At 41.1% G+C, this 24,227-nt stretch carries 25 protein-coding genes; 13 read left to right on the top strand and 12 right to left on the bottom strand.

What is annotated here, in order from left to right:
* Window positions 1–183: 183 nt before the first annotated feature.
* From AJGP001_RS03915 to AJGP001_RS03905, 3 genes are all read right to left on the bottom strand, one after another.
* Window positions 184–537, bottom strand: coding sequence for a helix-turn-helix domain-containing protein (locus AJGP001_RS03915; protein WP_071154546.1), 354 nt, complete (start codon window positions 535–537; stop codon window positions 184–186).
* 215 nt (window positions 538–752) lie between these two features.
* The gene (locus AJGP001_RS03910; protein WP_071154547.1) at window positions 753–2,102 is read right to left on the bottom strand and encodes a GntP family permease; all 1,350 of its coding nucleotides are present in this window, start codon (window positions 2,100–2,102) and stop codon (window positions 753–755) included.
* Between the two features lies 1 nt (window position 2,103).
* Window positions 2,104–3,246: a glycerate kinase gene (locus tag AJGP001_RS03905; protein ID WP_078080175.1), complete on the bottom strand. Its 1,143-nt coding sequence runs from the start codon at window positions 3,244–3,246 to the stop codon at window positions 2,104–2,106.
* A gap of 133 nt (window positions 3,247–3,379) precedes the next feature.
* On the opposite strand from AJGP001_RS03905, the gene AJGP001_RS03900 reads away from it, so the two are divergent.
* Entirely contained in the window at window positions 3,380–4,456 is a 1,077-nt protein-coding gene (locus tag AJGP001_RS03900; protein WP_071154548.1) for a CdaR family transcriptional regulator, read from the top strand.
* Window positions 4,457–4,581: 125 nt separating this feature from the next.
* Here AJGP001_RS03900 and AJGP001_RS17465 read toward each other — a convergent pair whose 3' ends face one another.
* Both AJGP001_RS17465 and nadX read right to left on the bottom strand, forming a co-directional pair.
* Window positions 4,582–4,725 carry a hypothetical protein gene (locus tag AJGP001_RS17465; RefSeq protein ID WP_169835259.1) on the bottom strand — a complete coding sequence of 48 codons (144 nt, stop codon included), beginning with the start codon at window positions 4,723–4,725 and terminating at the stop codon, window positions 4,582–4,584.
* A 115-nt stretch (window positions 4,726–4,840) separates the two neighbouring features.
* Window positions 4,841–5,620 carry an aspartate dehydrogenase gene (gene nadX / locus AJGP001_RS03895; protein ID WP_071154549.1) on the bottom strand — a complete coding sequence of 260 codons (780 nt, stop codon included), beginning with the start codon at window positions 5,618–5,620 and terminating at the stop codon, window positions 4,841–4,843.
* Between the two features lie 174 nt (window positions 5,621–5,794).
* Between nadX and AJGP001_RS03890 the strand changes: the two genes are divergently transcribed.
* A complete protein-coding gene (locus AJGP001_RS03890) occupies window positions 5,795–6,541 on the top strand; it encodes an SDR family NAD(P)-dependent oxidoreductase (protein WP_058386190.1) in 747 nt (248 codons plus the stop codon).
* Window positions 6,542–6,598: 57 nt separating this feature from the next.
* On the opposite strand, the gene AJGP001_RS03885 is transcribed toward AJGP001_RS03890, so the two are convergent.
* Both AJGP001_RS03885 and AJGP001_RS03880 read right to left on the bottom strand, forming a co-directional pair.
* Entirely contained in the window at window positions 6,599–7,582 is a 984-nt protein-coding gene (locus AJGP001_RS03885; protein ID WP_071154550.1) for a bile acid:sodium symporter family protein, read from the bottom strand.
* Entirely contained in the window at window positions 7,583–8,983 is a 1,401-nt protein-coding gene (locus tag AJGP001_RS03880) for an FAD-binding oxidoreductase (protein WP_078080174.1), read from the bottom strand. It abuts the gene before it with no gap.
* 153 nt (window positions 8,984–9,136) lie between these two features.
* Between AJGP001_RS03880 and AJGP001_RS03875 the strand changes: the two genes are divergently transcribed.
* Window positions 9,137–9,832 (top strand): FadR/GntR family transcriptional regulator, encoded by a 696-nt coding sequence (locus tag AJGP001_RS03875; RefSeq protein WP_078080173.1) that lies wholly within the window; start codon window positions 9,137–9,139, stop codon window positions 9,830–9,832.
* A 171-nt stretch (window positions 9,833–10,003) separates the two neighbouring features.
* On the opposite strand, the gene AJGP001_RS03870 is transcribed toward AJGP001_RS03875, so the two are convergent.
* Together AJGP001_RS03870 and AJGP001_RS03865 are read right to left on the bottom strand one after the other, a co-directional pair.
* The gene (locus tag AJGP001_RS03870; RefSeq protein WP_071154551.1) at window positions 10,004–10,186 is read right to left on the bottom strand and encodes a hypothetical protein; all 183 of its coding nucleotides are present in this window, start codon (window positions 10,184–10,186) and stop codon (window positions 10,004–10,006) included.
* Window positions 10,187–10,228: 42 nt separating this feature from the next.
* Complete coding sequence (locus tag AJGP001_RS03865; protein WP_071154552.1) at window positions 10,229–11,734, bottom strand: phytoene desaturase family protein; 1,506 nt, start codon at window positions 11,732–11,734, stop codon at window positions 10,229–10,231.
* Between the two features lie 316 nt (window positions 11,735–12,050).
* Between AJGP001_RS03865 and AJGP001_RS03860 the strand changes: the two genes are divergently transcribed.
* Both AJGP001_RS03860 and AJGP001_RS03855 read left to right on the top strand, forming a co-directional pair.
* Window positions 12,051–12,722 (top strand): hypothetical protein, encoded by a 672-nt coding sequence (locus tag AJGP001_RS03860; protein ID WP_058386195.1) that lies wholly within the window; start codon window positions 12,051–12,053, stop codon window positions 12,720–12,722.
* Window positions 12,723–12,966: 244 nt separating this feature from the next.
* Window positions 12,967–13,791: an STAS domain-containing protein gene (locus AJGP001_RS03855; RefSeq protein WP_071154553.1), complete on the top strand. Its 825-nt coding sequence runs from the start codon at window positions 12,967–12,969 to the stop codon at window positions 13,789–13,791.
* Between the two features lie 160 nt (window positions 13,792–13,951).
* On the opposite strand, the gene AJGP001_RS03850 is transcribed toward AJGP001_RS03855, so the two are convergent.
* Window positions 13,952–14,191, bottom strand: coding sequence for an SHOCT domain-containing protein (locus AJGP001_RS03850; RefSeq protein ID WP_058386197.1), 240 nt, complete (start codon window positions 14,189–14,191; stop codon window positions 13,952–13,954).
* A gap of 301 nt (window positions 14,192–14,492) precedes the next feature.
* Here AJGP001_RS03850 and AJGP001_RS17690 point away from each other — a divergent pair, with 301 nt between their 5' ends.
* Window positions 14,493–14,618, top strand: a complete 126-nt coding sequence (locus tag AJGP001_RS17690; RefSeq protein ID WP_256204432.1) for a hypothetical protein — start codon at window positions 14,493–14,495, stop codon at window positions 14,616–14,618.
* Between the two features lie 157 nt (window positions 14,619–14,775).
* Here AJGP001_RS17690 and AJGP001_RS03845 read toward each other — a convergent pair whose 3' ends face one another.
* Entirely contained in the window at window positions 14,776–15,222 is a 447-nt protein-coding gene (locus tag AJGP001_RS03845; RefSeq protein WP_058386198.1) for an SRPBCC family protein, read from the bottom strand.
* Window positions 15,223–15,970: 748 nt separating this feature from the next.
* Between AJGP001_RS03845 and AJGP001_RS03840 the strand changes: the two genes are divergently transcribed.
* Together AJGP001_RS03840 and AJGP001_RS03835 are read left to right on the top strand one after the other, a co-directional pair.
* Window positions 15,971–16,489 (top strand): sigma-70 family RNA polymerase sigma factor, encoded by a 519-nt coding sequence (locus AJGP001_RS03840; RefSeq protein WP_071154554.1) that lies wholly within the window; start codon window positions 15,971–15,973, stop codon window positions 16,487–16,489.
* Window positions 16,482–17,819 (top strand): DUF4179 domain-containing protein, encoded by a 1,338-nt coding sequence (locus AJGP001_RS03835; protein WP_071154555.1) that lies wholly within the window; start codon window positions 16,482–16,484, stop codon window positions 17,817–17,819. Before AJGP001_RS03840 ends, AJGP001_RS03835 begins: the two co-directional genes overlap by 8 nt.
* A gap of 419 nt (window positions 17,820–18,238) precedes the next feature.
* Here the strand turns inward: AJGP001_RS03835 and AJGP001_RS03830 are convergent, their stop codons facing one another.
* On the bottom strand, window positions 18,239–20,287 hold the full coding sequence (locus tag AJGP001_RS03830) for a helix-turn-helix domain-containing protein (RefSeq protein WP_071154556.1): 2,049 nt from the start codon (window positions 20,285–20,287) through the stop codon (window positions 18,239–18,241).
* A 137-nt stretch (window positions 20,288–20,424) separates the two neighbouring features.
* Between AJGP001_RS03830 and AJGP001_RS03825 the strand changes: the two genes are divergently transcribed.
* The 5 genes from AJGP001_RS03825 to AJGP001_RS03805 all read left to right on the top strand — a co-directional run bounded on the left by AJGP001_RS03825 (window position 20,425) and on the right by AJGP001_RS03805 (window position 24,222).
* Window positions 20,425–20,874, top strand: a complete 450-nt coding sequence (locus AJGP001_RS03825) for a MaoC family dehydratase N-terminal domain-containing protein (protein WP_078080172.1) — start codon at window positions 20,425–20,427, stop codon at window positions 20,872–20,874.
* Complete coding sequence (locus AJGP001_RS03820) at window positions 20,875–21,318, top strand: MaoC/PaaZ C-terminal domain-containing protein (RefSeq protein WP_078080171.1); 444 nt, start codon at window positions 20,875–20,877, stop codon at window positions 21,316–21,318.
* A 17-nt stretch (window positions 21,319–21,335) separates the two neighbouring features.
* A complete protein-coding gene (locus tag AJGP001_RS03815) occupies window positions 21,336–22,499 on the top strand; it encodes a thiolase C-terminal domain-containing protein (protein ID WP_078080170.1) in 1,164 nt (387 codons plus the stop codon).
* A 12-nt stretch (window positions 22,500–22,511) separates the two neighbouring features.
* Window positions 22,512–22,946 (top strand): Zn-ribbon domain-containing OB-fold protein, encoded by a 435-nt coding sequence (locus AJGP001_RS03810; RefSeq protein ID WP_078080169.1) that lies wholly within the window; start codon window positions 22,512–22,514, stop codon window positions 22,944–22,946.
* Between the two features lie 82 nt (window positions 22,947–23,028).
* The gene (locus tag AJGP001_RS03805) at window positions 23,029–24,222 is read left to right on the top strand and encodes an acyl-CoA dehydrogenase family protein (RefSeq protein ID WP_078080168.1); all 1,194 of its coding nucleotides are present in this window, start codon (window positions 23,029–23,031) and stop codon (window positions 24,220–24,222) included.
* Window positions 24,223–24,227 lie beyond the last annotated feature (5 nt).

The raw sequence follows: 24,227 nt of genomic DNA, 5'->3' as shown, positions 1-24,227 counted from the left end.
TTTGTTTAAAAAAGAGTAGTTCAACTCAATAAACTAGGACAGTGAAGAAATCACTCCAATGTGTAGTGACTGCGACATAACATTTCCTATATGTCTCTTCTCTTTAACGACATTAAATTACTCTCTATCAACTATGCAATGAGTTTCATTATAATTTGAACGTTTTCTTATTACTTCAATCATTCAATTCAAATCAAACTTCTGCTTCAACCTTTTCACAATGTCTGCTTCTTTGCTTTGAATAAATTGGTTACCTAATTGTTTCACTAGGACATTAATCTCTTTGGTCATTTCTTTCTTCATTAACAATTGGTTAATTATTTGACCATTAGCTGCAAACTCTCTACCAACTAAATCGTCTAAAGAAATACTATATAAATCAGCTAGTTTGATCATTAATCTCAGAGGTGGTTCTATAGTACCCATCTCAAATTTCCCATAAACTGCTTTAGTAATCTTTAAATGCTCTGCAACGATTTGATGTGACAATTTGTTCTGTAAGCGAAGTGATTTTAGGTTCTCAGTTAGTTTTGTCATCGGTTTGCTCCTTGAATTTTTTTGTGATGTAGTTAAAAATCGCCTTTCTAATTAATAAGACCTAACTAATGATTCAATAGTATCACATCAAGCATCTATTACTAACTAAATTTTTACTGATTTTGTAAATATTATTCTCTTTAAAAATGCCTCACCCTGGATATGCATTCCAGGGTGAGGCATTTTTCATTTATACAGTTATTTGTACTACCCCATCAAACTAAAATTGTCCACAAGATCATCGTGAAGACAATCGTTGTTACACCTTGCAACAAAGTTGCCATTGTTTGCGCTTTGTAGGCTTCTGTTACTTTCATGCCTGTAAACTGTGTGATAACCCAGAAAAAGCTATCGTTAACATGACTCACTGTCATTGCGCCTGCCCCAATCGCCATTACGACAAGCGCTAGTGGTACTGCGCCTTCGATGCCGAGCGTTGGCAAGAGCGGTGCCATCAATGTTGACGTGATAACCAGTGCTGCTGTTGACGAACCTTGAGCGGTTTTTAATGCCGCTGCAATAATGAATGGAATGAGTAAGAACAACGAGCCACCAGCAAGTGCTGTCATGTCCATTCCCGCTATCAAATCTGCCACACCTGAATTGCTAATAACTCGTCCGAATGCGCCACCTGCTCCAGTAATTAATAGAATAGGTGCTGCACCGACGATTCCTTCGCCAATCCAACCAGATAAGGTTTCTTCGTTCCATTTTGGCAGTAATAAGAACGCCGCTAAGACACCAAATAATAGCGCCACTGTTGGTGATCCTAAAAATTTCAATAAGCTTGTCAGCCCACCATCACCACCAAGAATACCGGCAACAGACCCTGCTCCGATCAATACCAATGGTAGAACAATCGGCAAGAAGGCTTTAAATGTAGAAGGCATTTTCCCAAATGATTTAATGACTTCTTCGTAGCTCAATTCGCCGTCTTCTAAAGTATCATCAGGCACTTCGATTTTTGCAGCGACTTTAATAGCCCAAAGATACCCGACAACTGCTGCTGGAATTGCGACGACTAAACCGATTAAGATAATTGTCCCTAAGTAATTTTCAGCGCCTAAGTTACCAGCTGCAGCAATTGGTCCTGGTGTTGGCGGTACCAAAGTATGGGTTGCGTATAAACCAGTTGCGAGCGCCACTGACATCGAAGCCATGGATACTTTCGCACGTCTTGCTAAGGCTTTTCGTAAACTCGATAAAATAATAAATCCAGAATCACAAAACACAGGAATTGATACGATAAAGCCAATAATCGACATCGCTAGTTGCGGTCGCTTTTCACCAATCAAACGCAATACCACTTCTGCCATCCGGTAAGCTGCACCGGATTTCTCTAAAATAACACCGATAATTGTTCCGGCAACAATGACAATCCCAATATTGGTCATCAACCCGCCAAAGCCTTCGTTAACGTTCAGTACAACGTCAGCTAGCGGCATACCGGACGCGATGCCCATAAAAAATGCGCCGATTAATAACGATAAGAACGGATGAACTTTGAATACAGCAGTTAACAACACAACCAAGATGACACTTAACGCAATAATGAAAAACAACATGTTAACACCCCTTTTCGTTTTCTATATAGTTTTTAACGACTGTTTTGGTTTTTATTTTTAATTGGTTATAGGCATCGGCTACCGCTCGTTCTGCCGATACGGTGTCACTGACAATCGAATGAATTTCGGTGAAATAAGGCTCTAGTAACTCTGTACTTTCCGGTTCAACCATCCCCGAAATTAAAATCACTGGAGTCCCCGTTCTTTTTGCAGCTTCAGCAATCCCTAAAGGAGTTTTTCCCGATAAAGTTTGACTATCACTTTTCCCTTCTCCGGTCACAATCAAATCGACCGTTTCCACATGATTTTGAAATGCAATCGCTTCTAGTACTACGTCAACACCACGCTGCATATTACCTGCAAAAAACGCTTGCATCGCGCCACCAGCACCACCTGCTGCACCGGCACCTTTTTTATGATGAAGTGCCGTTCCAGTAAGTCGCTCGACAACATCTCCAAAATTTTGTAGATTGCTATCGAGTTGCTCGACTGCTTCTGGAGACGCTCCTTTTTGTGGACCGAATACTGCAGAAGCTCCTTGTTCACCGATTAAGACATTCTCTACGTCGCAGGCAATTAGAAACGTACTTTCCGCAATGCGCGGATCAAAATGACTACGATCAATTTCAGCAAGTTCACCGAGTGCGCTCCCGCCCCTTTTTAAACGTTGCCCACTGTGGTCTAGAAAAGTCATACCAAGAGCTTCTAGCATTCCTGCTCCTCCGTCATTGGTAGCACTACCGCCAAGTCCGATGATAAAGCTTCGGAAACCAGCATCTAAAGCGTGACAGATCAATTCTCCTGTCCCGAATGACGAAGTCTTGAACGGATTTCGTTGCTCTATTTTCAACAAGGTCAGTCCAGAAGCTTCTGCAATTTCGATAACGCATGTTTGATCGTCACCAAGAATTCCGTAACGAGCGGTAATTCTACGGCCAAGCGGATCCTCGACGTCGTGCGTGATCAACTTGCCACCTGTCGCTTCAACCATGGCCGTCATCGTTCCTTCCCCGCCGTCTGCTGCCGGTAGCAAGACGACTTCTATCTCACGACCCAGTTCCTGTATGGCTTCTGCCATTGCTTGTGCGGCTGTTGTAGCAGACAAACTGCCTTTAAATGAATCGGGTGCTACTATAATTTTCAATCCCTAAAACCTCCTTACCCTATTAGTAAAGCGCTTACATAAAATTATAATGAAAAAGAAGCCAATATACATTATACTGACGGTATGGATTTTTGACGAAATATTTAGAATATATATACACAGAGGAGTATTTATGATTACAAAACAGCTGGCGGAGGAAATTGTAGAACAAACCATGATCCGATTAAACCGCAACTTAAACGTTATGGATACCAACGGCATGATTTTGGCTTCAGGAGAAACCGAGCGGATTGAAAAAATTCATGAGGCCGCAGCTCAAGTCGCTAAAAGCGGTGAGACCTTGTGGATTAAAGAAACGGATTTAGCAGCTTGGCATGGCGTCAAACCCGGCGTCAACTTACCGATTTATTTTCAAGAAAAACTTGTTGGGGTCATCGGGATTACAGGTAACCCAGAAGAGCTCAAAGAAATCTCGACACTCGTTCAATTGACGACAGAAATGATGGTCCATCAATCACTGATTACCTCTCATATTGAATGGAATCGTAAGCGCAATGAATTGATTTTTGATGAACTGACAAGTGGCAATCCTTTGTCTGCCGCTGTCCATGAACGGATTTCGCAAATGAGACTCGACCAAAACACGTCATTTATCACGCTATTAATTGAAATAAAAAAATCTCCTTCACTTTCTCGTAGAATTATCGAACAGCTCGAAAGCCATTTCGATGGTCAAACGATTGTTACGGGTCACTCGCAACTAAACGAAATCTTCCTATTGATGAAGAACGATGAACCGGCAAAACTTCAACAAAAATTAACTACCCTGCTCCAAATACTGCAAAAAACGGCACTCGTTAGAATGGGTGTCGGCGTAACAGTCAGTAGCATTCTGGATACCCGAACTTCTTATCTCGCGGCAAAAAACGCATTGGATTTCGGAAAGCCTGATCAGTCGCTCGTTTATTTTGAAGACGTGGAATTGATAGCGTTATTAAAGCATAATCCACATGTCGAGCTCGAAAATTTTACCAATAGAATACTAGCAGATTTGAACGATTCCTTATGCCAAACACTGGTTATGTACTTTATGTGCAACAAAAACAGCGCAGAAACCGCTGACTGCTTAAAAGTTCATCGTCATACTTTGAGTTACCGGCTAAAAAAAATCTATGATGCAACCGGATTAGATCCGACTAATTTTCAAGACGCAGTTGTACTACATTTGGCACTGACGTTGCGGGATTGAGTTGTCTTAAAATACTTTGCGACTTTCTTTCATATAAAAAAACTCCAGCCACCTGCTTGAACAAGGTTTCTGGAGTCTTCTATACGCCAACTGCATAGACAGTTTCATTTGCTCAACAAAACGATTCAAGATTTTTTCTCCAAATCATCCATTCTCTTTTCCAGTTTGGTTAGTTTACTCGTTGCTGTAGTACTTAAAATAAATCCAATCAGACCAAAAGAGAATCCTATCATTCCAAAAGTAAATCCCAAAATTGCAAAAGACTCCAAAGTAATCCCCCTTAACTTTTGTATTCTTGAGTCACTATCTCCAATTATGTTTTATTCGCAACACATTTGTTGATTACAAAAAGAGCAAATTAGAACATCGATCGTTTTGTCGAAATCAATTCCCAATCCGTAACGCCTTGTCTTTGTTCTGCAATACTGCCACAATACTCAATGCTGCAAGAAGACTGGTCTTCGGATTGTTTGGCATCGGATTATTTTCTACTTTTAGTTCCATGCGTCCAAAATCCCCTAACGCTTCAATGGTGTGGGTATTTCGTACAACGTTCGGATCGACGATAACCCGTACGATGGTTTTCTCAACGCCAATTCCAGCAAGTGCCAGCGTCATTGCGACATTAACATTTTTCGGGAATTTCTCGACAGCTTGATAAGCAGAGCCTTCGAATATCACTTTCTCTTCACTGGCTTTGATACCAAGAGATGCTGGTGATTTTCGTGTCGTGATTCGAACTTGGTTTAAGCCTCCAGTTGCTTTAGCCGATTGCAATACGTCTAATCCGCCAATTGCGCCAGATGGCAAGAAAACTTGCGTGCCTACAGACTCAGCTAATCGATCCACTTCCTCTAAAAAATCGCTGTCTTTGAACACACCCATACTACTAACAACAAGGTCTTTCTTATAAGTCACTACTTCTTTTGCATATAGACCCGCCACTTCTATCGTCGCTGCCTCTACTACGATATCGAGTGGTGTTTCTAAAAATTCGTGAATGTCTGTATGAAAGTCCACACCAAATTGCTCGCTCAAGTGTGAACCTACTTCTTGATTGCGGCCAAAAATGGCTATGATTTTCCCTTCGATCATCTGATTACTGTTTACCTGTTCTAGTAGAAATGCCGCAATGTTACCTGTTCCAATAATTCCGATTTTCATAATTGTCCTCCTCACTTTAAACTCACATTTTATGGTATTGCATAAAGTGTAAGCTATTATCAGTCTATTTTACAAATTTCAGAAAAAATCTATTCCACTATTTCTTGATTAAGATCAATCACGATAGGGAAAAGAATACTTATAACAGGTATTTACAGCATAGGAGGAAATTTAATGAGTAAAACAGCAATTATTACAGGTGGCGGTAGTGGATTAGGACAATCTGCAGCTTTTTATTTAGCCGAAGAAGGCGTCAATATTTCAGTTGTCGATATTAGCGAAGAAAGTGGCAACGAAACAGTCGCCAAACTTAAAGAAATAGGCGTTGATGCGATTTTCATTAAAGCGGACGTCTCTAAAGCGGAAGAAGTCAAAAACTACGTAGACAAAACACTCGAGCATTTCGGCTCGATTGACTATTTTTTCAATAACGCTGGGATTTCTGGTAGTGGTAAGAAATTCCTTGAAACCGACATCAAAGAAATTGAACAAATTGTAGGCATCAATATGCTTGGCGCTTTGTACGGCTTACGTTATGTCGCTGAAGTTATGGTGAAAAACGGTGGCGGCTCAATTGTCAATACCGCTTCAAGTGCTGGCGTCATTGGCCAAGCTTCTGTCGTGACTTACGGTGCAACTAAGCATGGCATTGTGGGTATGACCAAAAGCCTTGTTGCCGAGTACGCTAAAGACGGTCTTCGCGTAAATGCCATTGCACCTGGACCTATTCAAACACCAATGGTTAAAAAGTTCTTTGAAGACAATCCAGACATGAAAGAAAGTGCCGAGTCTGGAATTCCGCAAAAACGTCTTGGTAAACCAGAAGATGTTGCAGAACTGGTGACCTTCTTATTAACAAAAGCCGATTACATTAACGGTGACACCATCCGTATTGATGGTGGATTCACGAATACAAAATAAACGAAACAAAACCCGTAGTCAGCTTTTCGACTACGGGTTTTGTGTTGGTCGTTAAAGTTACACACTATCTGCTTTAACTTCAGGTACTCGTTTTACGTTGACTAGCTTTTCCTTTTGCGAAGGATTCTTCGACCAAATTGTGGCCAAAATCGGACCAGAGATATTATGCCAAATTGCGCCCCAAACACTTGGTAACGCAGCAAGCGGCCCAAAGTGAGCCGTGGCTAACGCGACTCCTAAACCAGAGTTTTGCATACCGACTTCCAGTGAAATAGCACGACGATCCACTTCGTCGAGCCCCATCGCCATTGCCGTTACATAACCAAGCATTAAGCCAAAGCTATTGTGTAAAAAGACTGCTAAGAAAACAACAAATCCTGAACTGACGACATTTTCTGCATTAGCTGCTGTAACAGCCGACACAATAATCAAGATCGCGGCAACTGAAATAAGGGGAATCACTGAAATTGTTTGTTTGACCACTTTTGGCATTAGCTTTTGAACCAATAGACCAAGTACAATCGGCACGATGATCACTTGAATGATGGACACAAACATAGATACTGGATTTACAGGAAGCCATTGTCCCGCTAACAGGAGTAACAATAAGGGTGTCATAATCGGTGCCATTAAGGTCGATAACGAGGTCATAGCAACAGACAATGCCAAATTTCCTTTTGCCAAATACACCATAACGTTCGACGCGGTTCCTCCTGGTACGCAACCTAACAAAACAAGTCCAGCTGCTAATTCAGCAGGCAAATTTAGTAGATACGCGATACCAAATGCAGCGAACGGCATAACCAAAAATTGTGCAGCCACCCCAACGAAAACTGGACGCGGACTTTTCGCAATAATTTTAAAGTCTACAGGCTTTAACGTTAATCCCATACCAAACATCACGACACCTAGAAGAATCGTAATGTAACTGCCTAAGCCCACAAACACAGACGGAAACAAAAAGGCAACGAGTGCAATCAAAATGACCCAAACCGCAAAGTATTTTCCCGCAATGTTACTCAATCCATTGAGAACTTTCATTTACTCAACTCCCTTTTTTACTGATTTAATATTCTTGCCAGGATTTAATAAATTGCTTGGATCCAGTACTGCTTTTATTTTCTCCATCACATCTAGCGCATGTCCGTGTTCTTGTTGCTGGTATTTCTGCTTCCCAATACCAACCCCATGTTCACCGGTTGATGTACCACCTCTTGCTAGTGCGTACAACACAATGCGTTCATTGAATTCCTGTGCTTTTGCTATTTCTTCTGGATTATTCATATCCATCATGATAAGTGCGTGGAAGTTGCCGTCACCGACATGTCCGACGATGCCACCAGGCAATCCCAGTTCCATCAAATTTTCACGGGCATGTCCCACAGCTCCTGCTAGTTCAGAAATGGGCAGACAAACATCTGTGACCATCATCTTTTTGCCAGGATAACCGTGAATGTAGGCATACGCCAATGTATGTCGTGCTTCCCACAGAAGATTTCGTGCGGCCGTATCCGTTTCAAATGCGACTTCTTCGCAGGCATGCCCTTGAACAATTTCTTGCATAAATTCTACATCTTGTTTTAACCCTGCTTCATTGCCGTGAAACTCTAAAAACAGTGTAGGTTTTTCCGCGTAAGCGGTATCATTGTATTTGTTGACTTGCTGCATTGATTGCTCGTCGACTAGTTCAACGCGCGCAATTGGAATGCCCGCCTGTAAAATCGATACGACCGCTTCAACAGCGTCTTTTACAGTTGGGAACGATGCACGAGCCGCTGTGATAAATTCAGGAATGCCGTAAACGCGCAGCGTCATTTCAGTAAAGCAACCGAGCGTTCCTTCAGAACCGACAAACAAACCGTTTAAGTGCAAGCCCGATGAAGATTTGGCGGCTTTATTGCCTGTATGTATAACAGTTCCGTCTGCTAACACCACTTCCAAATCACGTACTTGGTCGCGCATCACGCCGTATTTCACAGAAGTTGTGCCACTGGCATTTGTCGCAGCCATGCCTCCAAGTGTTGCATCTGCTCCAGGATCTACGGTAAAAAACAAACCATGCTTCTTTAATTCCTTATTGAGCTGCGACCGTGTCACTCCTGGTTGTACAGTCACCAGAAAGTCCTCTTCAGACACTGCTAACACGCGATTCATCAATGAGAAATCAATGGTGATTCCGCCGTTCTCTGGAATTACATGTCCTTCTAAACTGGAACCGAGACCAAATGGCACTACTGGAATTTGGTATTGTGCAGATATTTTCATGATTTCAGAAACTTGTTCTGTTGTTTCTGGAAAAACCACCAGATCGGGTAATTTCATTTGATGATAAGACTCATCTTGCCCATGAAGTTCTTTAATGGTTTCGTTCATGCTGATTTGCTCAGCTGTTAAATGTTCTTTTAAGTGATCGAGGATGGCTTCTTGATTTGCAATTGTCATAGCTGTTCGCTCCCTTGCGTTTAAAATTGGTCCAACCAATTAACCCAATTATACATAATAATCTGAAAAGTACAACGTTTTCTTTAAGCTATTGCAGATTTTATTCTGTATACTAAAGTTAACCTTTAAAAATATGCAAGGAGAGCGCTTATTTTGAATCCAAAGAAAAAAACTTATGAACTAATCGTGGAACAAATCAATCTTCTCTGCTTAGAACAAAATCTGCAGCCAGGCGATCGTCTGCCTTCCGAACGGGACCTTGCGAGTTTGTTTGGCGTCAGTAGAAATTCCATTAGGGAAGCTTTGAAAGATTTGGAAAGGAAAGAATTCATCGAAATACGGCAAGGTGGTGGGAGTTTTCTGTCAACGACCAAACGCGACCTCCTTGGCAATGAACTTCGAACGCATATTGACAAAGCAAAAGCGATTTTGATTGATGAAATGCTTGAGCTGCGACGTGCATTTGAAGTCGAAGCCGCTTTTTTAGCAGCCCAACGAGCCAGTCCTAAAAACCTAGAAGCGATCCAAAACGTCCTTATCCAAATGGCTAATGCAAAAAGTGACCCCGAAAAAGGAGTACAAGCAGATTTAGACTTTCACTTACAAGTTGCCTATGCCACGAAAAACCAATTATTGATTGATTTAATGGCGACGTTAGCCTTGCGAATAGAAGAAAACATCCGAGAAACACGCAAACACCGCTTTACCGATTCCAATCGCCAACAAGAGACACTTAATGAACACCAGGAAATATACGATGCTATCGCAGACAAAAATAGTGACTTGGCCAAACACCTCATGAGCCAACACATCTCACGTATTCGCTCTGAATTGCACAGCTCTTCTTAAATTTTGAAGCTCTTTACCGACGAAAAAGCCATCTTTGATTTTTTCAAAGATGGCTTTTTTGCTATTCATATTTTAATAAAAAACTATATAAGTTGAATAAAAGAAAGCGACTTTTCTGCACCACCTTGGGCATGACTCCCGCAAGAAGTCAGGCAAAGTTCACCTGTCTCCTTACTTCGCCCAGGCTGTTGACGCGCCGGCGCTAAATAACTGGTTAAGTAAGAAGAGAGTGTCTGTTTTTCCATTAGCAACGGGTACCGCTACGTCCTGATGCGCCAGTTGCACGACCCATATCCTGTGGTCCGAATCGAAAATTGCACCGCTCAAATCATCCATAAAACTCATCATCTTCACCGAGTCACCTCTTTTCGGATTATGCCTATAAATATAGCGTTTCTATTTCTTCTCTGCTTGATCACGTCTAACAATCTTATCACTCACTTGTTGACCACTGAGCGTTACCATGGGCATTCCGCCACCTGGATTTACTGTGCCCCCGACAAAGTAAAGATTGTCGTACAGTTCGCTTTGTTTCTTGTGCTTAAAGCCACCATTTTTCTTTTTATCAGAAACCGTTCCGTAAATGGCACCTCGGTCTGAACCATACACGCGTTCGATATCGTGTGGTGTCCAGACGTCGCGTGTCACAATATTTTCCCGCAGCCCGTCTAAGCCCATGCGTTCTAATTTATCAAGCACAAGTTCTTCAAAATCCGCGTATTGCTCAGGTGTAAATGGATTGTCTTGGATATACGGAATGTGTGGCAAAATCTTAATGTTCTCATGTCCTTCTGGTGCTTGAGATGGATCGGTTTTATTCACATTCACTAAATAGATGGTTGGATCATCTGGCAACTCGTGTTTCTCAAACACTTTCTCCATTTGTTCATGCAGGTTCTCAGAAAAGAAGAAATTATGATGATTTAGCAAGGGATACGTTTTCTTGACCCCCAGATGCAGCACAAGACCAGAACTTGCAGGTTCGTACTTTTTCTTCAAATCCGCAACAAACGCTTCGTCTGCGGCGACCATTTTTTTATAAAACGGAATAACTTCCATATTAGATACGTAATAATCTGCAGTTTCGAATGAGCCATCTTCCAGTTCAACACCGACAATTTTGTCATCTTCTCTAGTCAATGCACGAATCACACCCATGCCTGTATGGAGTCGGACGCCTGCTTCTTCTGCAAGTTTTGTTAAGCCTTCCGCCAATTTATGCGTACCGCCTTTCACATACCAGCACCCTTGCGCGTGTTGCATGTAAATCATCATGTTGAGAACGGCAGGTGCACTGTAAGGAGAAGAACCCACGTATTTAACGTAATACGACAGCATGTCGCGTAGATGTGGGTTACTAATGCGTTTCGAAATCGCACTATACATGGTTGACGTTAAATCGAATCCAGTCAACGTCGCAATGATGCCATTTTGCGCCACCGCTTCTTGGGGTGACTCAAAGCCTTCTTTTAAATAACTACGCTCTGTCGTTTTATAAATCTTTTGTGCGTATTTCAACAATGCGTAATACTCTTTCATGTCTTTGTGAGAAAGTGCAGGATTTGTTCGTTCCATTAAATCAAGATCATGGTACAAATCCAGTACGGTACCATCTGGAAAGAACGAACGCCATTCCCGCTCAAGGCGTTCAATGGGCACATAATCCTCCATCCGCTTGCCGCTCCCTTGGAACAGTTTATCAAAAATATGCGGCATCGTTAAAATAGACGGGCCGAGGTCAAAACCAAATCCGTCTTGCTCGAGACGATTTACTTTCCCGCCGATGTGATCGTTTTTTTCATATAAAGAAACCGCGTAACCTTTTTGTGCAAGTGAAATAGCAGCAGACAAGCCGCCAAGGCCTCCCCCAATTACGATTACCGATTTTTGTGAATGATTCATACAGGTACCGCCCTTCTTGTCTCATCTATACTTTTGGAGAATCTGTTAACTTGTAAAAATATTGTTATCGTCCTTACAATTCCCTACCTGTTGATTTTAAAAACTTTCATTATATAATTTTTGTATAATTTTTATACACACTTTATTATAGAAGCAGAATTATCAGAATGTCTATCCTAAACCACTGCCTAGGACACCTGTATCTCCAAACACCAAATGACTCCCACTGAATTATGAATTTTCAAAGAAACCGGCTTTTTTCAGTGTAACTTTTCTTCTACTAAAGCGCCTAACAAGCTAAAGGAGATGAAATCATTTGAAAAGAACATTTCTATTCTTTATGAGCATCGTTATGTTGTCCGGCTGCTCGATCCCTCGTGGGTGTCCTCCTAACACAATCGTTGAATGGGTCGACTTGGTTAAAATCAACGATATTCAATATCATGCATTAGATGCCACCAATTATACGGTTGAAGAGAAAGATTTAGGGGAAATTATTGGTGAAGTTAAATACGAGATGGCCGATCAAGCATGCTTAAATCATCAAATAAAAAATGGAGATGCTGCTTTTTTATCTGTTGGCACTACATTATATGAATTTAATGGATACAAAAGTGATTTCCGAATAATTGCCGATGGAATCGTTTACGAAGTTCAAGAAAATGATAAAGCCAAAACAATCGGTGAACTTTATGATATAGAAGGAAAGGTAGAAGGAATGAGTGTTAGAAGTTCTTACGATGGCAGTCATGTCATGGATTTGAAGGAGGAGCATTGGACAAAATTTATTAATGAATTTTTGACGCTAGATTTCGTAGGGTTTGATAATGTATACAAGAAAATCGAAGATGAAGAAGGAACGTTTCTCGATATTCACCTTAAAGATGGCTCTTCTGTGCGAATCCTTTATTGGACAGATGCGAATGTGTTAAATCTAGGAGCCGTTGGCAATGACACATTAAAAAACATTATTAGTTTATACAAATAAACGTAATATGCATATTGACGCTGCGTTCCTAGGATTGTCAAATTCTTCGGATGGTTTGTTGCGTCAATTTATCTACTACAATGCTCTTCCCCTTTTCTAAATACGCAGTTTTTACTCAGAATTACAGACGAAATCAGAAATCCCCGTTCTCCTAACACCACTTCACAAAAAAAAATCGTTAATGATATACTTTAAAGAGACACTCGATTTACTCATTAAAATTCACTCTAAAGGAGAAAAAGGAATGGTCAAGCCGTTACAAAAATCAGAAGAAATCAAAGCTTTTTTCTTGAAGCATCAAGAAGCGTTTGAAGAAAAATTGTCAGAGGAAGCCGTTAACGTAAAAAACAAAATGGATGAAATCTTAACGGTTGGCAATATTGATCTTGTTACAAACGCGCATGCAGTTGTTGGCTACATCATTGATGGACAAGAAGAAGACCTCCGGTTATTTGCTAAACAAGAAGGCATTGCATGGGCTACACACTCTATTGAACTTTCCTTCAAATTGGAATGGATTCAAGCCATTCGTCGTACCTTGTGGATCTTCCTTCAACAATACAACGAGGCTACTGACAATGGAAGTACATTTGATTTTTTTGCTATGGAAAAAGATATTAACTCACGCGTTGATGTGTTCTTAAATACGTTCTTTATCAGTTATTCAACTTATAAAGATTCGTTGATTAAAGCACACCGACAGTTGGTTGAAAACTTGTCTGTGCCAATCATTCCCATCAATTCATATGTCTCCATTCTTCCGTTAATCGGTTCGGTTGATTTGTTCCGTACATCGATTCTTGAAGAAAAAGTATTAAACGAAGTCGGTATCTCTCGTATCGATACATTGATTTTAGATTTGTCTGGAATAGCCGATATGGAAACCGAAGTCATTTATCACATTATGAAAATTATCGATGGTACAGCGTTAATGGGCTGCAACACAATAATTACCGGTTTACGTGCAGAAGTTGTCCGCAAAATGATTCACTTAGACTTGTCTTTTGACCCAAAAACGAAAACACTGGGTACGTTGCAGCAAGCGCTTAAAACATATTTGGTCGTATGAAAACATAAAGTTATGCCTATAGAAAAACCGTGATTGGGCCAGACCCAAATCGCGGTTTTTTGCTTTATCTTCTCTATGTTACAAAACTGTACAGCTTGAAATTGCGTCTTGCACGGATGTATTTTACATGCGCGCTTTTTCAGCATCTCATTAGTCTTTTTTATAACAGCGTCTTTTTAATTTCTTCAAATTCTTCGGTCGTTATTTCACCTTTAGCCAGTCTAGTTCTAGCTATTTCCAGTGCGTCTGTCTTAGTACCTTGCTGCGAGTTAGTAAAACCATTGTTGTTTTTATTTTTCGTAAAGTAATAAACAGCAACGCCGATGATAACCAATAATGCGAGTATCATCCAAATTCCACCTCCCATTCCCCAACCCATTCCCCATCCTGGTCCCATCATTTCTTTCTGCCTCCTTTTTAAAATCCTTGTATCTGTCTACAATTTAAATGTACGCGCTATACATGCAGAAAGCGTGGAGTCAGTTCAATTCATCAAAATGATATGAACCTTTATAAACAAAGCTTCATATCATTTTAGCCAGCTAGTAAAAAGATTTCTAAAGGTTTTTATCATGGTTGAAAAATTATACCAAGCCTATGAACAAAAAAGCTTCGGAGGAATTTGTATGTTAATCGAATCTTTGATCGTGGCAAGAAGCGTTTTGATGATTTAAAAAGCCTTAGCAGGTGACATATCTGAAGTGAACGTATTTGTCATCTCAAGTTCACCTGATAAGGTCATTTCGCGCGACTACGCAAAACAAGCGGAAGTCGGACTTATCGCATGTGGAGTCCAAGGATTAAATGCTGTTGAGCGCTATACATAGACAAAAGAGTAAAAAAAGTGAATCTCAGGTGACAACGTTTCGGGTTCTCCATTTGCCCCTGGCATTTTCATAAGAGGCCCCGTTGACTTGTTCTTTAAGTAAACTGTTTTTTGCAATTAGTCCATTTCGATTCACACAATCCGCCATATGAGACATGTTATTCGCTTTCACTAATATCTTTAAGATTTTGCAATGTCTGATTTACTGAATTGGACATCAGCTTTTTTACATAAAACGTATTGGCCACTTTCCCGACGATGTTTCCTGAAAGTTCATAATTCATCTCAAAATGAAGTTCAGTGCCTTCCTCTTTCGGTACGTAACTCCATGTTTGAGTCGCGTCAAAAGAACCCGTGACGAGGCATCGCCAAACATACCCATTACCAACGGGCGCGTTTTCTTCCACAAGTACATGCACCGATCGTTCTCTTCCTAAAAAAAAATACTTTAAATCCATGCTTGTTCCTTTTTTACCTGTTCCTATTTGATTTTCAGCTTCGGATAAATTGGCATACCACTGGTACCAGAATTTCGGATTCGTTGCGAATCGATGGACTTCCTCCACACTGCGGTCGATGAAAATCGTTTTCTCTACATGCCACATTTCAGCATCCCCCTTCTACAATAGAGACAATGCATTCTTTCAAGCAATTGCGAAAAAATAAATTCAGCATCATATTCACTTTGTTACTCCATAATATAACATGTAAACCATTAATGAACTGATTTTTCTGATAAATAAATACATTTATGATAAAGTTTACGGTTTAGTCAATAGGATGACTATTTTGCACCATTTTTTTTATATAAATTGAATGAAAGTAGCCAATTTTTCTACAACGCTTTGGGAATGGCTTCCTCGAGAAGCCAGGTAAAGTTCGCCGGTCTTCTTACTTCGCCAAGCCCATCGACACACCGGTGCTAAGTAACTTGTCGAGCAGGAAGGTAGGATCTATTTTTTCGTTGGTAACAAGAAGAGATGGAGCAAAATAGTGGGGACTTCCGCGGGTAAGTAAAGTGCTGAACTAACTTATGCGTCCAGCCCAATATTGCAGGCGAAGGCGGAGAATGAGCGTATCCAACTAGCTACCGACGCGCTCGATTTTCCTATTGATTTTGAAGCGGGTAACGGACGCATTAAAGCGCGCTGATAATGGCAGCATCAATTTGTGTGGAGTAAGCGTCGAAAGAGTGTTTTGTTGGTTAATCGATCAAGTACATAAAAACCGTAATTTGTATTGAGCTAGAATCATATAAATATGGAAAAAAATTATTTTAACAAAAAAATATTTTTTATGAACTTTTTCGAGGCTGAGATGTCTAATATGTAAGTAGAGAGTGAGGTGTTGGCTATGGATGAAATTAACGTCGCCCGAAAAGCGATACAAGGCGAAGAAGAAGCTTTTATCGATTTAATGCATATGCATAAAGAAGCCTTATTACGGACTGCTTTAGCTTTTCTTAAAAACGAACACGCAGCACTTGAAGCTTTACAAGAAACGACTTACCGAGCATTCAAGAAAATTCACACCTTAAAGGAGCCTGCCTATGCCAAAACCTGGCTAATTCGTATTATGATTAATTATTGCCAGGATCAACTAAAAAGAGGCAAACGGTTCGTCCTGAGCGAGAAAAATCTTGACCTTCCAGTTTTAGATAATTTAGCCCAAATTGAATTACAGGAAGCTTTAAGTACACTTTCTCCCACTGAACAACAATTGATTTACATGAAATATTTTCAGGACGTTAAAATCAAAGACATCGCAGCCATCGAAAAAATCCCTGAAGGTACTGTAAAATCACGCTTGCATAAAACACTACGAACGCTCCGTAGATATCTTGAAGACAAAGGAGAGATCGATCATGTATGAAAAAGAGGAACAGAAATTAAATGATTTCAAAAACCACTTAGCACAGATCCCTCTTCCCATTGATCAAGCAGACGGCGCAATTAGACAAGGTCTTGAACAAGCCAAACGAGAAAAAAAACAACTCCACGCTAAACGGCAGCGAACTTTTTGGAGCCTAGCCGCAGCTGCGCTGGTAATTCTCACAGTCCTCACGACAATCCGGGTATCTCCCACTTTCGCAAATGCGGTGGCATCAATTCCTGGAATGGAAAAATTTGTTGAAATGATACAAGATGACAAAGGACTTACTGCTATATTTGAAAATGACTACTACCAACCGATCGGTGAGTCTCAAACAATTGGACATACGACGATGACAATTGACGGTGTCGTTTTAGACGAATCGGGCATGAATCTCTTTTATACCATTGAATCTCCTGTAGAAATAGAAGATGTCGTCATAGAAACGCCTGTTTTAAAAAATCAGCAACAAGAACTTGGTTCTGCAAGCATTTCCTACAGTTCTCCAGTGTCTGAAGATCTGTCTCCAAAAATCTATACAGATATCCTGAAATATACATTTGAAAACCCGATAAATTTTGAAGACCTATCTTTTACACTTGAACTAGAAACTATTTTGAACGGCAATTCGTTTGATTTTTCCATACCGTTTGTTGTTCCTGAAAATGTAAAACCAAGTATCATTTATGGCATCAATAAAGAAGTGGAAGTAGAAGGACAAAAATTCACAATCGAAGATATCACTGTTCATCCACTTCGCGTAGGTATTAAGATTTCGTTTGATCCAACTAACACTAAAAAAATACTTCAATTTGAAGATATGCGCTTAGAAGATGACACCGGTGAAATTTGGAGTTCAATATCCAATGGAATTTCGACTACTGGTAATATGGAAGATGGCGAAATGCTTTACTATCTTCAAAGCAATTATTTTGAAAAGCCGAAGCAACTGTATTTACGAATCAATACTATGCAAGCGGTCGACCAAGAAGACGCTTATTTGATAGTAGATACGGAGAAGAACGTTTTATTGCACAGTCCAAAAGATGGTAGGTTGACCTTAACTAAATCTAGTCGAACTGAAGTTGAAATGACTTTGAAAGTCGATGCAGATAAAGAACATGCTTACGGAATTGATTATCAAGTAAAGGATGCAAATGATGAACTACTAGACTTGTCATCTTCTAGCATGTCTACTACTTATAAAAACGGACAAAACTTTGCAATTGGCATCGTAGATAACGGGTATGTCAATCCGATAAAAATCGACTTGTTCTCCTATCCAAATTATATTAATGGAGATGTTAAAATCGAGTTACAAAAAAAATAGTTTTATACAAAGAGCGTCGCCCTATAGCCTTTAACATAAAACAGACGAAGAAAAAAGAGTTCTTTTTTCTTCGTCTGTTTTATTGACTCGTACCTATAATCCAGAACTCGGTGTGCACTTTTTCAAGACCCTGGAGGTGAAATTTCAGAACGACTGATTTCTCTTGATAAGACCGAACGCATTTTCCACATTATTTTTGCGTAATCGTTTCATTTCCTTACAGAAATGGATGTTTATTTGTCTCTTTTTTAAGATTCAAAACGGCTGATAGGCATGGACATGGCGAAGAGCAAAGATATGTTCGCTATCCTCATCATAATAAACAGCAACTTGTTCTTTAGCATGCAAAAGGAGCTATCTCGAAAGTCATTGTTCCTAATTTTTTTGAGACATCCCCTCTTTGTTAGGTGATAATTTTTCTATGCACGCTGGCACAAATAACAAGCCAGCTGCAATTGTAAGACATCATCTGCATTTTTTAACGACAAGCCAAGTACCTCTTCTATCTTTTTTAACCGCTGATAAAGCGTATTAATATGGATATGCAAGGTTTCTGCCGCTTCGCCTGCTGATCGATTTTTTTCGAAATAGACAAGAAGTGTCTGTTCCAACATGCCACCTGAACGGTCGATTTCGCGTAATGGTTGAAAGACATCTGATAAAAACTTACTGACTTCTTCGGTATTCCGACTCGTGAATAACCGACTAATCCCGATATCTGTATAACGTACAAGTTTGTGATTCACCTTTCCTGCAAGTGGATTGGTCAGCGCAATTTCGGCTTCACGATACGAGCGCTCAATGTCGCTGTATGAAGAGATCAACGACCCAATTCCCCCATGCAACACGTAATCGTTTCGGCCATCTGCTCGATACACTAACATTTCATCCAATTGCCTTTCGAAAAAACCAAGTTCAACAGTTCCGGTTACGCCAGCCAGCAAAATGACTTTGTTTTGCCAACCAAATACGGTCTGAACAAGTGCACCTGCTGCGGAACGTAACTCCGCTATAAGGCGAAAAATATGCGCTTCTAGTTCCTGCGGATCGGAGCAACCCGTCACTTGCAGCATCGCCACGACAAACCCTTCAGAATTCCGAATTCCGAGAGCCTCTGCTTTTTCATTCAGTAGCTCGGGATCGTTCGTATAGAGAAGTTCATCAAACAATTGTTGCTGATTTTTATAATAAAATGCTAACACATTTTGCTTTTGAACACGTTCTAAGGCAAGTACTGCACTGCCTTGTTCGAGTGCTACTTCACCAAGACGCGTCAAGGTTTGTGGTGACTTTGCAATCAAACAACCCAGCACGACAGATCCTGAACGAATTGGGTATACGACATCGCCTTCTTTTGTATTAAGTTCGATACTTTTTGCTTGAGACTCTTTTTGAATAATCTGCAGTAAATGACTGAATGATAATCCAGTGGGAAGTATGGCCATAGCTGGAATCATTTCATTCATCAACAAATCAATAAACACTAGCGACTGTCCCGCCATCTGACTTAGTTCCTCAACCATCTTCTCTGTCCCCATATTTCGAACGGATAAATCCGTCAACCTTGCATGAATAACATCTCGCTGCACCAAAGCATCATTCAATTCCCTGATATTCGCAAACTGCTTGGCGTTGCGAATTGCGATACCCACTTGAGTCGTAAAAATTTGCAGCAGCCATAAATCTCGATCGGTTAAGACATGTTCTGAATGCATCTGTCCCAGGTACATGACGCATTCAATACGGTCTTCTACGACGATGGGATAGGCAATCACAGATCGAATATTCGTGATATCTTCAACTCGCCTTCCCCAACGCTGTTTGTTTTCTTTCGAAATATGTTTTACTTCACCAAATTTCAGATCGCTAGGGTTTGTTATTAACACGGGCGTCCCAACTTCAAAGGCATGACCAACAGGACCTTCTCCTAGTTCGAACTCCATGTGACGGATTTCTTCGTACCGATATCCTTGTGATGCTTTGCAAACAATTTTCTTTTTCGTTTCATCATACAACCAAAGTGTTCCATAATCTGCATTTGTAATAACTTCAAGCGTATGCGTCAAAATATTGCAAAAAACGTCTTCTAAATTGAGTGATGCGGTTGTATAACGAATACTATCAACAATCTTTGCTAATTTGACACGTCCCGTAACATCGATAAACTGTGCATAGCCTTTATAGAAAAAGTCAAAAAGCACAGCCAACTCGTCTTCACCAACTACACGATTTTCTGTAAAAACGAGAAAGACATGGTAATCATCTGCATATGTAAATTGGACTTTTTGTTCATCGTTCTCTTGAAAGGTGTGAATAGGCGTTCCTCGCATATTTTCCATAGCAGGAGGTTTCATTTCTGATTTATTAACGATTGCCTCCAACGTGCTAGACTCTCCGGTTTTCTTCCATACGGAATAAGGCAATTTGAACCCCATTCGGTTATAGAGTGTTGCAATCGAATTATTCACAGCCTCACGCTCCTTCAGTAGAGAAAAATCTACTTTATATACTATAAATATAGAGATTCATACATTGTTCTGTCAATAAAATTCATTTAATATTCATTTTAGATAGAATATTCAAACAAAAAATTCGGAGGTGCCTCATGAATTTAAATAAAAGCATGATAGGGATTGCGAGTAACCCCTATAGTGTCGTCATCGAACGAGAACATGTTACGCGATTTGCACAAGCAATCGGCGACAACAACTTGTTGTATGAAAATGAAGCTTATGCAAAAACAACCGCTTACGAAGGAATGACTGTCCCACCTACTTTTTTAGTGGCGCTGGGTAGCAACGCTGAGTTCCCACTTAAACTCGATTTCAAACGCATGTTGCACGGGGAGCAAGAGTTTATCTACCATCAACCTGTACGAATTGGCGATAAATTAGACTGCATAATGACCGTCACGGATGTCTACGACCGGGTTGGGAAAAGTGGAACGATGCAATTTCTTGTTCTCGACACGAATATGACAACTGAAGATGACACACTCGTAGCAGTTTCTCGCAACACAATTATTTATCGACCTGTTCCGAAGGAGGCGAAATAAATGAAAGCGATTACAACTATTTCTTTTTCGGAACTTCAGTCCAATACCTCTCTTCCTTCTTTTACAAAACCTGCTGTCAGTAAAGAGCAACTCGTTCAGTATGCACAAGCTTCTGGCGACTTGAATCCGCTTCACACAGATGATAACTTTGCAAAAAGCATTGGACTAGATGGCGTTATTGCCCACGGCATGCTCATTATGGGCTTTCTTGGTCAATACGTTCAAGAAATTGCTGGAACCGAATCGGTTGTTCACCAATTCAATATGCGATTCGGTGCCATGACAAAACCTGGTGACGTGATCACATGTGGTGGTTTTGTAAAGCAATTGATGGAAATCGATGGACAACCGGCAGTGGTACTTGAGTTATTTGCAGAAAAAGCACCGGGTGAGCGAGTCGGGACCGGTTCTGCTGTTCTAGTATGTTCGAACCCACTTAACTAAAGAAGGAGGCTCTACACATGGCAACTTATTCAAATCAATGCGCAATCGTCGGAGTCGGCGAAAATAAGCGCTCACGTAAATCAGGAACCACTCCACTTCATATGGCACTCACTGCAGCACGTAATGCATTAGCAGATGCCGGACTTGAAGCAAACGACCTTGATGGCATCATGAACTACTCTACCGGCGCTGACTCATGTCCTTCGCATGAACTCGCAACGTTTCTTGGATGTCACCCTAAATACGTTAAAGACGTAAGTGGTGGTGGCAGTAGCACAGAATTGCTTATCGCTGACGCCGTTGCGCTAATCGAAGCGGGCATGCTGAATACGGTGCTAATCTATCGTTCAATGAATGGCAGTTCAGGCCATCAAGTCGGACGTGGCTATGACCCAAACATGCTACAAGAAATGCTGTCAGGTGGCAGCTTCTTGATGCCTTATGGAACTGCCAGTCCTACACAGTGGTTTGGCATGTTCGCAACGCGACATATGCAGCAAACTGGAATCACGAAAGAACATTTAGGTCATGTATGTATTAGTTTTTATGAACATGCACAGCGAAACCCCGATGCATTTTTACATGGCAAGCCACTTGATATGGAAACGTATTTAGCGACACCTGACATCAGTTCACCATTTAATATTCATGACTGCTGCGTAGAACTAGATGAAGCAAATGCGATTATTGTAACGTCTGCAGCAAATGCGAAAAATCGCAAATCGAAACCTGTATTTATTGCGGGAATGGCTCCTCGTACGACTCATTCCAACACTCACTATTGGACTCAGGTGGATGAAGTTGCGGCCGACTATGCGGCGACAGAATTGTATCGTTCTGCTGGTGTAAAAGCTGAAGACATTCAAGTCGCAGCGATTTACGACTGCTTTAGCTGGGTCGTTCTTCGCCAACTAGAATCCTATGGATTCGCCAAACGCGGCGAAGTTGGCGATTTCGTGGCTGACGGCAATTTGAAAATGGGCGGCTTACTTCCTTCTAACACTGCAGGTGGCATGTTGTCCGAAGGCTATACCCATGGCATGAATAATGTACTCGAACTCGTTCGCCAATTGCGACATGACTACAAAGGAACCGATCGACAAGTAAAAAATTGTGAGCTCGGGATTGCAACTGGCTGGGCGGGTCCTGATATGGCCGGTGCTATGATTCTACGAAACTAAGGAGGCGTTTTTATGACGATAAAAACTGATTACGAAAAACCGATTCCATTAAAAAACCAAGACAATCACCCGTATTGGGATGCTGCAGATCAACATGAGTTGAAGTTGCAAAAATGTACAGCTTGTCGTTCATTTATTCATCCACCAGGTCCAGCGTGTCCTAGTTGTGGCAGTCCAGAAACTGAATGGGAATTGCTTGGGTCAAATATTTCAGCAACCGTGTATTCATACGTTGTGTCGTACCGTCCATTCCTCCCCGGTTTCCAGCATGACTTACCGACGATTATTACTGTAGCGTCACTTGATGCCGCTCCTGAAGTAAAACTGATGGCGAACATTATTAATTGTGACGCAGAAGATGTAGAAATCGGCATGCCACTCCAAATGACGTGGGTAGATATCACGGAAGACCGAGCATTACCTCAATGGATACCTGCTGAAAAGTAACAACAGCTAGAGTCCCGCTCTTTTCAATAGTGCAGTTCAACTTTGCAACTAACGACGAAATAGAACGAAAGGATGTGTCTTGATGAACTTTACATTTACGAAAAAAGAAGAAAAGTTTCGCGATGAACTACGCGCTTGGCTAGAAACGAGTCTCCCGACAGGTTGGTTAGAAGGGGATCGTCAACTTCCTAAAGACCCACAACACTACTCTCAATTTTTACGCGACTGGCAACGCGCACTCTATGAGGGTGGTTGGGCTGCCATCGCTTGGCCAAAGCAATACGGCGGACGCGACGCAACGTTAATGGAAGAAATTATTTATCATCAGGAGATGGTTCGTGTCCAATCCCCTCCCCTTATTAACTACATCGGAATTCATATGGTTGCTCCAACCTTGATGCAAATGGGAACCGACAGTCAAAAAGATGAATTTATCGAGAAAATTTTAACTGGCGAGCAAGTATGGAGCCAAGGCTATTCAGAACCGAGTGCAGGCTCTGACCTTTCTGCAATCCAAACGACGGCTGTGAAGAAAGACGGCAAGTGGGTCATCAATGGGCAAAAAGTATGGACCAGTTTTGCTCACCTTGCAGATCGCTGTTTCTTGTTAACAAAAACAGAAAAAAGCGAAGGCAAACATGACGGAATTACCGTATTTCTGCTTGATATGCACCAACCGGGTGTTGAAACAGTGCCGATTGTCCAAATGGACGGTCACCAAGAATTCAATGAAGTCTATTTAACAGATGCCCTTGCAACGGACGCAGATGTCGTTGGCGAAGTCGGTAAAGGATGGAAAGTGCTGATTGCACTTATGTTGCATGAACGATCTGGTATTGCAGCTCAAGTGTTTACACTCGAACAGCAATTTGATCGCGTCGTTGATATGGCAAAATCCGTGCAAATATGCGGTGTCTCGCTAATGGAAGATCCGTTCGTTGAAGACGGACTTGCTGATTTATATACACGCATCAATGGAGCCAAACTAAACTACTATCGCAACATCACACATACGTTAAAAAACGGGAAACCGGGACCAGAAAGTTCGCTTGATAAATTACTGGTCAGTGAATTGACGAAAGAACTTTTCGACTTTGCGATGACGATTCAAGGTCATGCAGGCATACTTATGGCAGAAGATGCCTTGTTCGATGCGGATATGCAAGGGCAATACCTCGCTTCATTCGGTGCAACGATTGGTGGCGGCACAAGCGAAGTACAACGTAACACGATTGGCGAACGAATTCTCGGACTTCCAAAAGACTTAGGACGATAACTGTT

The organism is Planococcus faecalis (genome assembly GCF_002009235.1).
Lineage (GTDB): Bacteria > Bacillota > Bacilli > Bacillales_A > Planococcaceae > Planococcus > Planococcus kocurii.
The sequence above is the reverse complement of the archived record's forward strand: the minus strand, read 5'-3'. Positions and strand labels throughout refer to the sequence as shown.